The following is a 13,502-nucleotide window of genomic DNA, read 5'->3' as shown; positions in this document are numbered from 1 at the left end:
CTTTTAAAACCAAAAAAATATCCATAAATTTTGATAGACGATATAGAATACAATACGGAACGACTACATTTAATTATTCCTGAATATGGACGACATATTCAAAAAATGGTAGATCATGCGATTTCAATAGAAGATAAAGAGGAACGTAATAAAGTTGCAAATAGCATAATTTCTGTAATGGGAAATATGAACCCACATTTACGTGATGTTCCTGATTTTCAACATAAATTATGGGATCAATTATTTATAATTTCAGATTTTAAGTTAGATGTTGATTCACCATATGATAAGCCTTCTAGAGAAGAATTAAACGAAGCACCTGCCACGCTAGAATACCCTCAAAATTTTCCAAAATATCGTTTTTATGGAAATAATATAAAGAGGATGATTGATGTAGCAAATGGATGGGAAGATGGAGATATGAAAGAAGGATTAGTAATGACAATTGCTAATCATATGAAAAAATGTTTCTTAAACTGGAATAAAGATACCGTTGAAGATTACGTGATTTTTAATCATTTATTTGAACTTTCTGACGGTAAGTTAGATATAAGAGATAAAGAAGAAATTTTAGTTGAGGCTCAAGTTTTATTAAAAAACAAAAAGCCATATGCAAGTAAAAAAGTTTTTAAGACTAATAAAAACTCAAAGCCTTCAAATAATAATAATAATAATAGAAATAGAAAACGTTATTAATTAATTATTTAAACAATAGGAATAACTTATAAGACGTTATAATTATCTAATATAATTTCTACAATTTTTAATCAAACAATTCAATATTAATGGGTACTTTTCAAATAGAGGGAGGTCATAAATTAAAAGGTGAAATTTGGCCACAGGGAGCTAAAAATGAAGCGCTTCAAATTCTATGTGCTGTTTTACTGACTTCAGAAGAAGTTATAATTGAAAATATTCCAGATATACTTGATGTAAATAAGTTAATTGGTATCCTTAGAAGTTTAGGAGTTAAAGTTCAGAGACTAGGAAAAGGTACCTATGCTTTTATTGCGGATGATATAAATCTTTCTTATTTAGAATCTGATCTTTTTAAAAAGGAAGGAAGTTCTTTGAGAGGTTCAATTATGATTGTAGGACCTTTATTATCTCGCTTTGGTAAAGGCTATATTCCTCGTCCTGGAGGAGATAAAATAGGGAGAAGAAGATTAGATACACACTTTGAAGGATTCATAAAATTAGGTGCTACTTTTAGATATAATAAGGAAGAATATTTCTACGGGGTAGAAGCTCCAGAAGGCCTTACAGGAACCTATATGTTATTAGATCAAGCATCTGTAACCGGTACCGCGAATATAGTGATGGCAGCAGTACTAGCTACTGGAACCACTACTATTTATAACGCAGCTTGTGAACCTTATTTACAGCAGTTATGTAAAATGCTAAATTCAATGGGTGCGAACATCAAGGGTGTTGGCTCAAATTTATTAGTCATTGTAGGTGTTAAAGAATTGAAGGGTTGTACACATAAGGTACTTCCTGATATGATTGAAATTGGGAGTTGGATTGGATTAGCAGCAATGACTCGAAGTGAGATTACTATTAAAAATGTAAGCTGGGAAAATTTAGGTTTAATTCCGGATACCTTTAGAAAATTAGGTATTTCACTTGAAAAAAGAGGTGATGATATTTACATACCTTCACAAGAAGGATATGAAATACAAGGATATATTGATGGCTCTATTTTAACGGTCTCAGATGCAACTTGGCCAGGATTTACGCCAGATTTATTAAGTATCGTATTAGTGGTTTCAACTCAAGCAAAAGGAAGTGTCTTAATTCACCAAAAAATGTTTGAAAGCCGTTTATTCTTTGTGGATAAATTAATTGATATGGGAGCTAAAATTATTCTTTGTGATCCACATCGTGCGACAGTGATTGGACATAATTTCGAATCCTCTTTAAAAGCAACTACGATGGTTTCGCCAGATATTAGAGCAGGTATTTCTTTATTAATAGCAGCGCTATCTGCAAAAGGAACCAGCACCATTCATAATATCGAACAAATTGATCGTGGATATGAAAATATTGACGAAAGACTTCGAGCTATAGGAGCTAAGATTACTAGAATAGATTCCTAAATTTTAAGATTTTTTACTTTTATTGATTTCGTCTTGAAGCTTTCTACTTAATTGTTGTTGCTGTTCAAGTGTTTTTTTTCTATGTACATCAAACTCTTTTTCAATTTCAGATAACTTTAAATTTGTTTGTTTTGTAATAGAGTGACTGTTTTTAAATCTATAAAAAAGTAGAATTAAAAAGAACATTAAAGCCCCAATAATAGAACATAAAACTAAATTATAGGTTGCTTTTTTTGTAGTAACTCCAAATACACTCATCCCATCTTCTTTTCCTTTTGAAACAGTAAGATTTTCTTGGGTTGTTTTTAAATCATTACTTATAGAAGTAATTGTGTTTTCTTGATCTTTTATTGTTGAATTTGCATCAATAATTTTTTGCTCTAAAAAAGCTATAGAGTCTAATACATTTTTTCTAAGCTTATTTATTTTAGTTTTTTCAATTACTTTAAATTCTTGGTAACTGTTAGATTTTTCGATAACTCCATTAAATTGATTTTTAATAGAATTATCATTCTCCTGAGCAATTAAATTAGAAGAGAAAAATATGATACTAGCGAAAAAGACTATTTTTTTTAACATGATGGGTGTAATATAATTGGTAACCATTTAACACTGCAAGAGTAGAAAAATTGTACGATATATTAAATTTTTATTTGAATTATTATTTAGTAGAAACCAAAGTTTTATTAAAACAAAATTCTAATGCACCAGAGGGGCAGCTTTTTACCTGATCTATAATTTCATTTGTCTCTGCCGCATCTAAATCAATCCATGGTAATACTGAAGTTCTAAACACTTCAGATAATCCATTAGAACATAGTTGCGCATTGATACATTTCTTAGGTTGATACGTTACCGTAATATCACCATTGGTGAATTCATTTTCGTAGGTTTTCATAAGATTTACATTTCGGGGTTATGTAAAATGACTATTATATCGATAAATATATATATAATAACGATTAAGTGTATTTAATTGTCAAAATTCCTACAAAAAACGATATTTTATATCAATTTTTTGAGACTAAATGTTAAAATTAAACAGGCTGTAATCTGTACTATTAGTTTCTAATCCTTCTTTTTAAGTTCTATTTTATGTTTTTGTTAACGACTTAAAGCATCGCAAGTCGTAATTTTGTAAAAACGTAAATTTTAAAAAACCAAAATTATGAAAAAATTATTTCTTTTTGTATGTATTGTTGCATTAACTGCTACTATAAATGCACAAGTGAAAACACCTGCACCTAGTCCTGCTCAAACAATTGAACAAGCAGTAGGTTTAACCAATATGACCTTAGAATATTCTCGCCCAGCTATGCGAGAAAGGGAAATATTTGGTGGATTAGTACCTTATGGAAAATTATGGCGTACGGGTGCAAATGCAAATACAAAAATCACATTTAGTGATGCTGTTGAAATAGGAGGGAAAACTTTAGAAGCTGGAACGTATGCTATTTTCACAAAACCAAACGCTGACCTATGGGAAGTTTATTTTTATAGTGATTCAAACAATTGGGGAACACCTCAAGAATGGGATGAAACTAAGGTAGCTGCAAAAGTAAAAGCAAAAGTATATGCTATGCCAATGGCAATAAATTCATTTACTATGACTTTTGATGACCTAACTAATGATTCTGTAATCTTAGGGATGCTTTGGGAAAATGTGTATGTTGGTGTTCCAATGAAATTTAATACAGACAAAGCAGTTTCTGCCAGTATAGATAAAGCTATGGAAGGTCCTGGAGCTGGTGACTATTACTCTGCAGCGGTTTACTATTTAGAATCTGGTAAAGATATTAATAAAGCAAAAGAATGGATTAATAAAGCAATTGCAAAAAGAGCTGATGCTTTTTGGTATTACAGACAAAAATCTTTAATTTATGCTAAGTCTGGAGATAAAAAAGGAGCAATGACGGCTGCAGAAAAATCAATGGCTATGGCTCAAGAAGCTGGAAATACTGACTATGTAGCGTTGAATAAAAAATCAATAGCTGAGTGGAAAAATATGAAATAGTTTTCTATTGATTTATAACAAAACAAAGCTTCAGTTATCTGAAGCTTTGTTTTGTTTATTTAATTAAATCTTATCTCTTTTAATTTTTTGTATAAATAATGCTAGTAATATTACAGAAAGACAACCCACAAAGTTGAGCCATAAATAGGGTAGATTGATGTATTCATATTCATTTAATAAATAAAGTGAAATAACAAAAACTTGGTTTATAAGTGCAGCTACGAAAACAGCATTGCCTTTTACGTATTTGAAAAAGAATGCTAATAAAAATATTCCTAATATATTTCCGTAGAAAATAGATCCAATAATATTAACTAACTGTATTAGATTATCAAATAGGTTCGCAACACAGGCTATTGAAATTGCAATAACACCCCAAAGTAACGTAAACCATTTTGAGGCTGTCACATAATGTTTATCCTCTTTTACAGCTACATTTCGTTTGTATAAATCCATTGCAGTTGTGGAAGCTAAGGCATTTAATTCTGAAGCAGTACTAGACATAGCAGCGCTCAATATTACAGCTAATAATAGTCCAATTATACCTCTTGGCAGGTTTGTAAGTATAAAATGAATAAAGACATAATCCTTGTCATTTGTCTCAGCATCTGGATTCGCTTTTAATATTAATTCTTTGGTTTGTTCTCTTAATTTTAAATCTGAAGTATTTAAAGCTCTAATATCAGTTAGAAGTAATTCTTTTTCAGATTCAGATTCAATAGTAGCAAAGGAAATTTGTTTTTCAGCTAATTCATTATCAATTAATAATTTTTCATCTTCAAGAACTTTAAATTCAGAAGCATATTCAGAGTTTTTTAAATCTTCAATAGCTGCGGGATTAAAATTTAATGGCGAAGCATTAAATTGGTAAAATACAAATACCATTACCCCAACCAGAAGAATAAAAAATTGCATGGGTACTTTAAGTAATCCGTTGAACATAAGCCCTAACTGACTTTCTTTTACAGATTTTCCTGAAAGATAACGTTGCACTTGACTTTGATCGGTGCCAAAATAGGAGAGCATTAAAAAAGTACCCCCAATAATTCCACTCCAAAAAGTATACCGATTGTCCAAGCTAAATGAAAAATCTAAAACATCCATTTTTCCATTGGCACCCGCTATATCCATAGCTTTAGAAAAGCTAATGTCCAAAGGAAGGTAATTTAGGATAATTAGAAAAGAGAGAAACATTCCGAAGAAAATCACACCCATTTGTTGCTTTTGGGTAATGCTTACTGCTTTTGTTCCACCACTTACGGTATATATAATTACCAACACTCCAATGATGATATTTAACGTAATTAAATCCCATCCTAACACCGCAGAAAGTATAATAGCCGGAGCAAAGATGGTTATACCTGTTGCTAAACCTCTTTGGACCAAAAATAGGATAGCAGCTAAGGTTCTCGTTTTTAAATCGAATCTGTCTTCTAAAAATTCATAGGCTGTAAATACTTTTAATCGATGGTATAAAGGAATAAATACCACACATATAATGACCATAGCAATGGGAAGCCCAAAGTAAAATTGCACAAATCCCATTCCATCATGAAAGGCTTGTCCTGGGGTTGATAGGAAGGTTATAGCACTGGCTTGAGTTGCCATTACACTAAGGCCAATGGTCCACCATTTTGCGTCATTACCACCCTTAAGGTAATCGTCTACATTTTTATTGCCACGTGTTTTATAAGTGCCATATAAAACAATAAACAAAAGGGTACCTCCTAATATAATCCAATCGAGTAACTGCATATTAGGCGTAGTTTTTTGTTATTAAATAAAAAAGGATGATATAGACTGCATTGATCACTAATATCCATGTATACCATGAAATCCAACGATATTTTTTAGGTTGTTCTTCCATATTATTTTCCTATTGAAAGTAAATTTGCAAATAATCGATACGCTCCTGAAACTCCCGCTGGAAGTTCTCTAAAAAAGCTTAAACCAGTATAAATATAATGTCCTTTTCCATAATTAGCTACTAATAATGAACCTTTACTTTCAGGGTAAGCTTTGTCATTCATTCCTAAAATTGGAGTAAATTCTGAAGCCCATTCACTAGGAAAATAAAGTCCTCTTTCTTGCACCCATCCTTCAAAATCGGTACTACTTATTTTATTAGGTTTATTTAATACTTCGTGATTGGGTTCGAGAATGGTTACTTCGGAAAATTCATCGGTAACACGTTCTTTTGACAAGGTTATTGAATAAGGAGCAAGATCTTTGGTAACTAATCTATGTCTGGTATTATATTGTACTAAAACAGTTCCTCCATTAAAAACATATTGATTTAATATTTCCTGTTTAAATTCCATTTCAGGCACTGTATTGTATGCTCTAATACCCACAACAACTGCATCAAACTTTTCAATGTTTTTATTATTTATTTCTGAAGGAAGTAAGGTGGTTACCTTATAACCTATTTGTTTTAAACTTTCAGGAATTGCATCACCTGCACCTTTTATATATCCAATATGCTCTCCTTTTTTCTGAATATTAATACGAACAATTTTTGCTTCAGAATCCAATAAAACACTCTGATAAGGTACGTGGTCATAATCAATTTGTATTAACTCTTTATTATAGAATTGATCTCCAACATTCACCAACGTTTTAAGATATCCTTCACTTTGATTTTTAGGAGGTGTTATTGTGAATAGTATTGTTTTTTCTTCTCCTTTTTTAGAAAGCTCAAACAATTGATGATCCGGACTAATAAGCCAGCCTTTAGGATGCTGTAATGTTATAGTGCCAGAAACATTATCTTTTCCTGCTCTAACTTTTACAGGGATCTGTTTTGAATCATTAGAAGAAAAGATCAACACTTTTTCAGGAATACTTGAGGTAACTTCAGGAAGTACATCAAACGGTTGATATACTTCACCCGCTACTGGATCATTGTATTTGTATATAATATTTTTGGTTATTGAAATATTTCTACCCTCAATTGCAAGGTTGAATGTAACTGGAAATTCATGTTCATTTTCAGGTAATCCAATTAATTCTTTATTTGAAACATGATACATACCAATAGTTCCTTTTTCCTTTAACCAATAAGGTGTACTGAAATTTGTTCCTGAAAATGTATTCTCAGTACTTTCAAGAGTGTATTTTTCATCTTTATCTAAATCTGTTGCTTTAAATGAAACAGGGAAAGCAATACAGGGAGAAGTTATAGAGCCAAGTTGAATATTAGCATTTGATCGATTGATTGCTTCAATAGTTACTTTTAAGTCTCCTTTCGGATTTACATTTTGTTCATTTGCGACAGCTTCTAAGAAAAGCCCAGAACATGAAACGATAATGTTTTTTATTTCTTCTAGTTTAATCGATTTCCAATGACCATTAGGAAGTTCTTTTATCAAATCAAATGCTTTCATAAGTTCAGGAATCATTTGAGAAGGATTCTTGAAATTAAAATTTTCTTCAAGAGCTTTAAGAATAACACCAATTGCTTGTCCATTTTCTAATCTTGACCATGTGGTATTAATACCATCAAATATATCTTTTTTGTTTTCTGGGAAATCACCTTTTAGAAATTCTAAATATTCAGTCTGACTACCTCTTGTACCTGTGCTTCCAAATCCTTGAGACTTATGCATAGACCTACTAAGTGAAGCAATTTCACCATTGGATAATCCTAAAGCAGGGTAGTAATTACCAGTTTCAACCTCTACTAGCTTAGATTTATCCGCTTTTTCAAATTTTTCTTTACTTCCATAAAACCACCAAGAAGTATTAAATAATAAACGTTTGGGTTGCCATGTGCCAAATTCATTTACAGATTCAGGATACATTGTATTATTTCCAACCAAATCAAACGCTTCCATACTGAGCATAGCGGAGGCAGTATGATGACCATGTGTAGTTCCTGGATTTCTATGGTTAAAACGATTAACAATCACATCGGGTTTAAACCTTCTAATGTTCATTACAACATCTTTGAGCACTTCATCTTTATTCCAAATTTCTAAAGTTTCATCAGGATGTTTGGAATACCCAAAATCATTGGCTCTAGTAAAAAATTGTTGCCCGCCATCGGTTCTTCTAGCGGCTAATAATTCTTGAGTTCTAATAACACCTAATAATTCTCTAATTTCTGGACCAACTAAATTTTGTCCTCCATCTCCACGCGTAATAGATAAATATGCAGTTCTTGCATGAATATCATTCGCTAAAAAAGAAATTAAGCGCGTATTTTCATCATCTGGATGTGCTGCAATATATAAGGCAGACCCTAAAAAATTAAGCTTTTGAAGGTCATGAAAAATTTCAGATGCTTTGGGTTTATTGGGTTGCTGTGCAAAAAGTGATGAGATGCAAATAAAAAATATAAATACAGAAGGTATTATTTTATGCATATAATTGTTTTGATTGGTGTTTCTCAAAGATACCTTTTTTCAAAAAGTGCGAAAATGGTTTAGGGTATTTTTAACTTTTAAGCTGTAATCTCCATTAGAGATTTATATACTAAATGAGTTGGAAGCCCCATCACATTGAAAAAAGAACCTTCAATTCTCTGAATTGCAATATATCCTAGCCATTCTTGAATACCATAACTTCCTGCTTTATCAAAAGGTTGATATTTTGAAATATAGTACTCTATTTCATTTTCAGTTATTTCTTTAAACCAAACCTTTGTTACATCATTTACAACGTTCTGAAAATTATTACTAGTAAAACAAACAGAGGTATAAACCTCATGCATAGATCCACTTAATGAAGCTAACATTTTTTTAGCTTCCGTTGCATCTTTCGGTTTTTCAAGCGCTTTATCCTTATGCCAAACAATGGTATCACTTGTAATCACGATTTCTTTTTCAGATAAATTTTTAAAAGCCTTAGATTTTAATACGGAAAGGTAATCTGTAATTTCTGAAGCTTTAAGGTGTGAAGGATATTTTTCATCTACTTCTCTAACATCGATAGTGAAATCAATAGCCAGTTCTTTAAAAAATTTTTGCCTTCTTGGTGAACCAGAAGCTAGAATGATTGAATACTTTTTTAATTTTTCTGAAAGCATTAATTTATAATTACGTATTTATATAATAGTATTGAACAGATTCCAAAGAACATAATTAATTTTAAAAGACCAGATAAAAAAGCCAGTTCTTTTTTAGTTTCAGCCGTCCATGATTTTATACAGAAATAGAGTAGAGGCGCCACAATAAAAAATAAAAAATATAGCATTGCTAATTGTATATTATATAAATGCGTATACATATATAATAGTACGATTAAGACAGTTAATATCCCTAATCCAAAAACAATAAATCCTGCTCTTTTTCTGCCAATAGTTATAGGTAATGAGTTGATATCTCCATTTTTATCTCCATCAATGTCTTGAATATCTTTTACAATTTCTCTTATAAAATTGATTAAAAAAGCAAAGAATGCATATTCTAAAACAATTCTGAAAACAATAGATTGCATGGATTGATTACTTAGTGTTGTTGAGGGCATTAAATCAAATAAGGCAACAATAATAATGCTTAAAGAAACTAAAAATGAAATAACAATGTTTCCTATAAGTAAGATAGATTTTAAATAGGTTGCGTATATATATAGTAATGCAGAAATGATAATAAAAATAGCTGCAAAACCAGGTTTCCCTAAACTATTTGAAAGGTAAAAACCAAGACCAACTCCTATTATTGTTAAGATGAGATATAATGTATGGGCAATTTTTTCTGAAATACTTTTACCAACGAATACTTTATGAGGTTTGTTGATTAGATCTATCGACACATCATTTATATCATTAATTATATTGCCCCCTGCAGCGATACAAACGGTAGCAATAACTAATAAAATAAATTCGAAGTTACTTAATGTAGTGCTAACTCCAAAAGGGTGAAATAAACTATACTTCACCAAATATTGCATACATGCAATTAATAATAAATTTTGAATTCTGATAAGTTTTAAAAAAGCCATACTCTATTACTAATCATATTTAGCATCAACAGATTTTAGCCATTTCCCTTGTACTTTCATTACTTGTTCAATTACATCTCGAACACATCCTTTTCCCCCTTTTTTATGTGACACGTATTTTGAAACAGCTTTTATTTCTGCTACTGCATCTTGAGGACAACATGGTAAACCAACATCTTGCATCACATACAAATCGGGAATATCATCTCCCATATAAAGCACTTGTTCATTTGAGGTGTTGTTCTTTTTTAGATATTCACTCATAATTTCAGTTTTATTATGAGCTCCTAAAAAAACATCGGTTAAGCCTAAACCCTTTAAGCGTAATCGTACACCTTCATTGGTTCCTCCAGAAATAATACACACCTTAAGGCCTTGTTCGAAAGCAGCCTTTAGAGCATAACCGTCTTTGGTATGCATGGTGCGAAACATTTCGCCTTGCGTTGTAATGGTAATTGTACCATCTGTTAAAACACCATCAACATCGAAAATTAAGGTAGTTATATCTTGTAAATATTCTTTATAATTTTTCTCCATGGCTATCTATAATTGATTTTGTAAGTTGAATGTAAAGTTCTTTAAATGCATTGTTATTCAGTTGATTAAGGTGATTTTCAATCGTTTTCTTATCATTGCGCTTTGCAGGACCTGTTTGAGCTTCTTTGGGCTCATGTGATTCCAGTTTTAATGCAGTTTCAAAGATAAGAGGTTTCAGTAAATCGAAGGATAAATTATTTTTTTCTAATAAATCACTTCCAATGTAGTATAAATGATTCACAAAATTATTTACGATAACTGCTGAAACGTGCAATTTTTTTCTTTCTTCTGAATTGATTTCAACTACTTTTTTTGAAATAGCTTTACCAATGTTATGTAAGATTTGTAAATCTGATGCTTCCTCACTTTCAATACAAATTGGTATTTGGCTAAAGCTGATTTCTCTATCTTTAGTAAATGTCTGTAATGGGTAAAAAACACCTTTTCTATTTTTTTCTGAAAGAACATTCATAGCAACAGTACCTGATGTATGAACTACTAATCTATTTTTAAAAGGTAGTTTTTGGGTAAATGAAGTTATTGCGTCATCTGAAATAGCAATAATATATACATCAGCATCTTTCAATTCTGATATGGAAGAACAAGTTTCTGTATTTTTTGAAAACGATTTTAATGATTTATTACTTCTACCAAATACTTGAATAATAGAGACATCCTTTGTGGCTTCAAAAGCTTTATAAAGATGATTAGCAACATTTCCAGTGCCAATTAAAACCATTTTAATCATTAAACGAAGGTAAACTTTTTTAAAAATTTATTCTTATTTCGATTAAAATAAATTATGTATGTTAAAATATCTTTCATGCTTCAGTGAGGAAACTATCTATTAATGATAGGGCATGGTAGTAGCTTTTATGACTCCCCATTTATAAAAAAAATTACTGTTAAAGTATTTTCTTACACAATATCATTAATGATTTATTTGATTTTTCAAAAAATATACAAAAAAACTATCGACTTAATAAATAAGTCGTAATTTTACCGCTAATAAATTTTTAAAATATTATAATGAGTAAAGGAACAGTAAAATTCTTCAACGACACTAAAGGTTTCGGTTTTATTACAGAAGAAGGAGTAGAGAAAGATCATTTTGTACACATTTCAGGTTTAATCGATGAGGTTAGAGAAGGTGATAATGTAGAATTTGAATTAAAAGAAGGTAACAAAGGTTTAAACGCGGTAAACGTTAAAGTTCTATAATAGTACTTTTAAATTTTTTGAAACAAAAAAGCTTATCAGATATGATAAGCTTTTTTTATACAATCTATTTAAGTTTTTTTAATCTTCAGGAAAGGTAACACTTTCATAAGCTCCTGCATCAGGTAAACTACTTCGTGAAGATCCATTAATGTCAAACGGAACTTGATTACTTATAAGTATATCACCAATTCCATCTGCACCAGATGTACCAGTTTCAATATTAAAATCATTTAATGAAGTATTAAAGAACATTGGATCTGCATTTAGTACGGTTCCTTGATAAAAAGGGCCTTCAAAGTTATAGTTTTCATCTTCTTCAAAATCACCTGATACATCTTCAAATTTTAGCAAGCAATTATTAAAACTAAATACGAAAGCTTCATCCGTATTTTCAAAAATATTAAACTCTCTTCTTTCATTTCCGTAGATAATACAATTATTAAATATTGCACTCATTGGGTTTACTTCAAACGTTGTTTCACCTGTTTGAATAAAGTTATCGATTTGTACCGTTGGAAATACTCTAAATCCGTTGGTCCAGTAATTTGTAAACGTACTATGATTAAATTCATAGTCTCCTCCAAAAGAACATGCTAATGAGGATTGGCCACTATTATTTATAACTACATTTTCACCTCTAACAAAACTATTTCTAGCTAATAAACCATAATTAGAGTTGTTGTATATCTGTACATTTTTAAGTGATAAGGATTGAGTACCATCGAGTCCATCCATTAAAATACCTACACTGCTATTTTTTATGGTAGTATATTCAAATTCATGATTTGTACTTCCTCCCGTTAGCCATAAAGCACCCCATTGCCCTGGTATTTCAGAAAAACTTGGTTCTAATCTATCGCCTTCAAAAATAATTTGATTTTCTAATAACTCAGGATCTGAACTTGGTAAACCCAATGATTTTAGAGTCGCTTGCGCAGCTACTAAAATACCACTGTTTTCATGAAAATGTACTCTTGATCCAGGTTGAAAGTTAATGGTTTTACCATTTGCTACAGCTGCATAGCCATATATTACATATGGTTTTTCATTGGTAAATGTTAGTTCACTGTCTTCTAAAATAAAGCCTTCAATTAAAATATCGTTTTCTGGGTCGTTAGGATCTTGACCTAAATTAAGTGTTTCAATTGTTCCGTCATCAAATCGTTGTGGGAATAAAAATATCGCGTCTTGTACTAAAGTGACAAGATCTACATCTTGTTGATTACCTCCGGTGTCAAAAAGTATTTTGTCTTCGTATAAAAAATCAAAAGTAGGATTTGGAAAATCGTCAATATTTATAGTTGTTTCTATAAAAACGAAAATACTATCCTTAGCAAGTATTTGAATGTTTTCAAATGATTTACCTGGTAAACCATCAACATTTAATCTGTATTCAGAAGATTCTCCTTTTTCTAAACGTATGGTGGGAATAATAATATCATCGTCACTTCTATTGTACACTTTAATATTTCTTGTACTAGAACCAATGTTAGTAAAAACAGTGTCTAAATATACGGTGTCTTGTGAAAACGATAGGTTTCCTGTATTTGGTGAGCTTTCAAAATCATTTCTACATGAGCTCCAAAAAACTAGGCAAGATAAAAGCGCCAGACTATATATATACTTCAAGTGTATGGTTTTAATTAATTTCAGTAAAAATATAACTTTTTGTCAAGTAATTTATTGTA

General features: G+C 30.8%; 13 protein-coding genes. 4 read left to right on the top strand and 9 right to left on the bottom strand.

The features are described 5' to 3' along the window. The first annotated feature begins 30 nt into the window (after nucleotides 1-30). Complete coding sequence (locus tag ABXT64_RS00455) at nucleotides 31-696, top strand: DUF4290 domain-containing protein (RefSeq protein WP_443633427.1); 666 nt, start codon at nucleotides 31-33, stop codon at nucleotides 694-696. Between the two features lie 89 nt (nucleotides 697-785). Further along, nucleotides 786-2,099 carry a UDP-N-acetylglucosamine 1-carboxyvinyltransferase gene (gene murA, locus ABXT64_RS00450; RefSeq protein WP_443633426.1) on the top strand — a complete coding sequence of 438 codons (1,314 nt, stop codon included), beginning with the start codon at nucleotides 786-788 and terminating at the stop codon, nucleotides 2,097-2,099. Between the two features lie 3 nt (nucleotides 2,100-2,102). Here the strand turns inward: murA and ABXT64_RS00445 are convergent, their stop codons facing one another. Both ABXT64_RS00445 and ABXT64_RS00440 read right to left on the bottom strand, forming a co-directional pair. Continuing rightward, nucleotides 2,103-2,678 carry a hypothetical protein gene (locus ABXT64_RS00445; protein ID WP_443633425.1) on the bottom strand — a complete coding sequence of 192 codons (576 nt, stop codon included), beginning with the start codon at nucleotides 2,676-2,678 and terminating at the stop codon, nucleotides 2,103-2,105. An 82-nt stretch (nucleotides 2,679-2,760) separates the two neighbouring features. Beyond that, nucleotides 2,761-2,997 (bottom strand): (4Fe-4S)-binding protein, encoded by a 237-nt coding sequence (locus tag ABXT64_RS00440; protein WP_443633424.1) that lies wholly within the window; start codon nucleotides 2,995-2,997, stop codon nucleotides 2,761-2,763. 270 nt (nucleotides 2,998-3,267) lie between these two features. Between ABXT64_RS00440 and ABXT64_RS00435 the strand changes: the two genes are divergently transcribed. Then, entirely contained in the window at nucleotides 3,268-4,113 is an 846-nt protein-coding gene (locus tag ABXT64_RS00435) for a DUF2911 domain-containing protein (protein ID WP_443633423.1), read from the top strand. A gap of 63 nt (nucleotides 4,114-4,176) precedes the next feature. Here ABXT64_RS00435 and ABXT64_RS00430 read toward each other — a convergent pair whose 3' ends face one another. The 6 genes from ABXT64_RS00430 to ABXT64_RS00405 all read right to left on the bottom strand — a co-directional run bounded on the left by ABXT64_RS00430 (nucleotide 4,177) and on the right by ABXT64_RS00405 (nucleotide 11,341). Next, the gene (locus ABXT64_RS00430) at nucleotides 4,177-5,868 is read right to left on the bottom strand and encodes a sodium:solute symporter (protein ID WP_443633422.1); all 1,692 of its coding nucleotides are present in this window, start codon (nucleotides 5,866-5,868) and stop codon (nucleotides 4,177-4,179) included. A 113-nt stretch (nucleotides 5,869-5,981) separates the two neighbouring features. Further along, the gene (locus ABXT64_RS00425) at nucleotides 5,982-8,480 is read right to left on the bottom strand and encodes a PIG-L family deacetylase (protein WP_443633421.1); all 2,499 of its coding nucleotides are present in this window, start codon (nucleotides 8,478-8,480) and stop codon (nucleotides 5,982-5,984) included. Between the two features lie 77 nt (nucleotides 8,481-8,557). Beyond that, nucleotides 8,558-9,142 (bottom strand): Maf family nucleotide pyrophosphatase, encoded by a 585-nt coding sequence (locus ABXT64_RS00420; protein WP_443633420.1) that lies wholly within the window; start codon nucleotides 9,140-9,142, stop codon nucleotides 8,558-8,560. After that, complete coding sequence (locus ABXT64_RS00415; RefSeq protein ID WP_443633419.1) at nucleotides 9,142-10,056, bottom strand: geranylgeranylglycerol-phosphate geranylgeranyltransferase; 915 nt, start codon at nucleotides 10,054-10,056, stop codon at nucleotides 9,142-9,144. Before ABXT64_RS00415 ends, ABXT64_RS00420 begins: the two co-directional genes overlap by 1 nt. Nucleotides 10,057-10,065: 9 nt before the next feature. After that, complete coding sequence (locus tag ABXT64_RS00410) at nucleotides 10,066-10,593, bottom strand: KdsC family phosphatase (RefSeq protein WP_443633418.1); 528 nt, start codon at nucleotides 10,591-10,593, stop codon at nucleotides 10,066-10,068. After that, entirely contained in the window at nucleotides 10,577-11,341 is a 765-nt protein-coding gene (locus ABXT64_RS00405) for a Rossmann-like and DUF2520 domain-containing protein (RefSeq protein ID WP_443633417.1), read from the bottom strand. The genes ABXT64_RS00410 and ABXT64_RS00405 overlap by 17 nt, the downstream gene beginning before the upstream one ends. 281 nt (nucleotides 11,342-11,622) lie before the next feature. Between ABXT64_RS00405 and ABXT64_RS00400 the strand changes: the two genes are divergently transcribed. Next, the gene (locus tag ABXT64_RS00400; protein WP_443633416.1) at nucleotides 11,623-11,814 is read left to right on the top strand and encodes a cold-shock protein; all 192 of its coding nucleotides are present in this window, start codon (nucleotides 11,623-11,625) and stop codon (nucleotides 11,812-11,814) included. A 78-nt stretch (nucleotides 11,815-11,892) separates the two neighbouring features. Here the strand turns inward: ABXT64_RS00400 and ABXT64_RS00395 are convergent, their stop codons facing one another. Beyond that, on the bottom strand, nucleotides 11,893-13,443 hold the full coding sequence (locus ABXT64_RS00395; RefSeq protein WP_443633415.1) for a hypothetical protein: 1,551 nt from the start codon (nucleotides 13,441-13,443) through the stop codon (nucleotides 11,893-11,895). Nucleotides 13,444-13,502: the final 59 nt, after the last annotated feature.

This window comes from Candidatus Marifrigoribacter sp. Uisw_064, assembly GCF_047730175.1.
Taxonomy (GTDB): domain Bacteria; phylum Bacteroidota; class Bacteroidia; order Flavobacteriales; family Flavobacteriaceae; genus Marifrigoribacter.
This window is presented reverse-complemented; position numbering and strand designations above follow the sequence as displayed.

Excerpts from the sequence above, each read along its gene's own strand:
- ABXT64_RS00430 (WP_443633422.1), bottom strand. The coding sequence starts at position 5,868 with ATGCAGTTACTCGATTGGATTATATTAGGAGGTACCCTTTTGTTTATT.
- ABXT64_RS00420 (WP_443633420.1), bottom strand. The coding sequence starts at position 9,142 with ATGCTTTCAGAAAAATTAAAAAAGTATTCAATCATTCTAGCTTCTGGT.
- ABXT64_RS00425 (WP_443633421.1), bottom strand. The coding sequence starts at position 8,480 with ATGCATAAAATAATACCTTCTGTATTTATATTTTTTATTTGCATCTCA.
- ABXT64_RS00440 (WP_443633424.1), bottom strand. The coding sequence starts at position 2,997 with ATGAAAACCTACGAAAATGAATTCACCAATGGTGATATTACGGTAACG.
- ABXT64_RS00435 (WP_443633423.1), top strand. The coding sequence starts at position 3,268 with ATGAAAAAATTATTTCTTTTTGTATGTATTGTTGCATTAACTGCTACT.
- ABXT64_RS00400 (WP_443633416.1), top strand. The coding sequence starts at position 11,623 with ATGAGTAAAGGAACAGTAAAATTCTTCAACGACACTAAAGGTTTCGGT.
- murA (WP_443633426.1), top strand. The coding sequence starts at position 786 with ATGGGTACTTTTCAAATAGAGGGAGGTCATAAATTAAAAGGTGAAATT.
- ABXT64_RS00445 (WP_443633425.1), bottom strand. The coding sequence starts at position 2,678 with ATGTTAAAAAAAATAGTCTTTTTCGCTAGTATCATATTTTTCTCTTCT.
- ABXT64_RS00415 (WP_443633419.1), bottom strand. The coding sequence starts at position 10,056 with ATGGCTTTTTTAAAACTTATCAGAATTCAAAATTTATTATTAATTGCA.
- ABXT64_RS00410 (WP_443633418.1), bottom strand. The coding sequence starts at position 10,593 with ATGGAGAAAAATTATAAAGAATATTTACAAGATATAACTACCTTAATT.
- ABXT64_RS00405 (WP_443633417.1), bottom strand. The coding sequence starts at position 11,341 with ATGATTAAAATGGTTTTAATTGGCACTGGAAATGTTGCTAATCATCTT.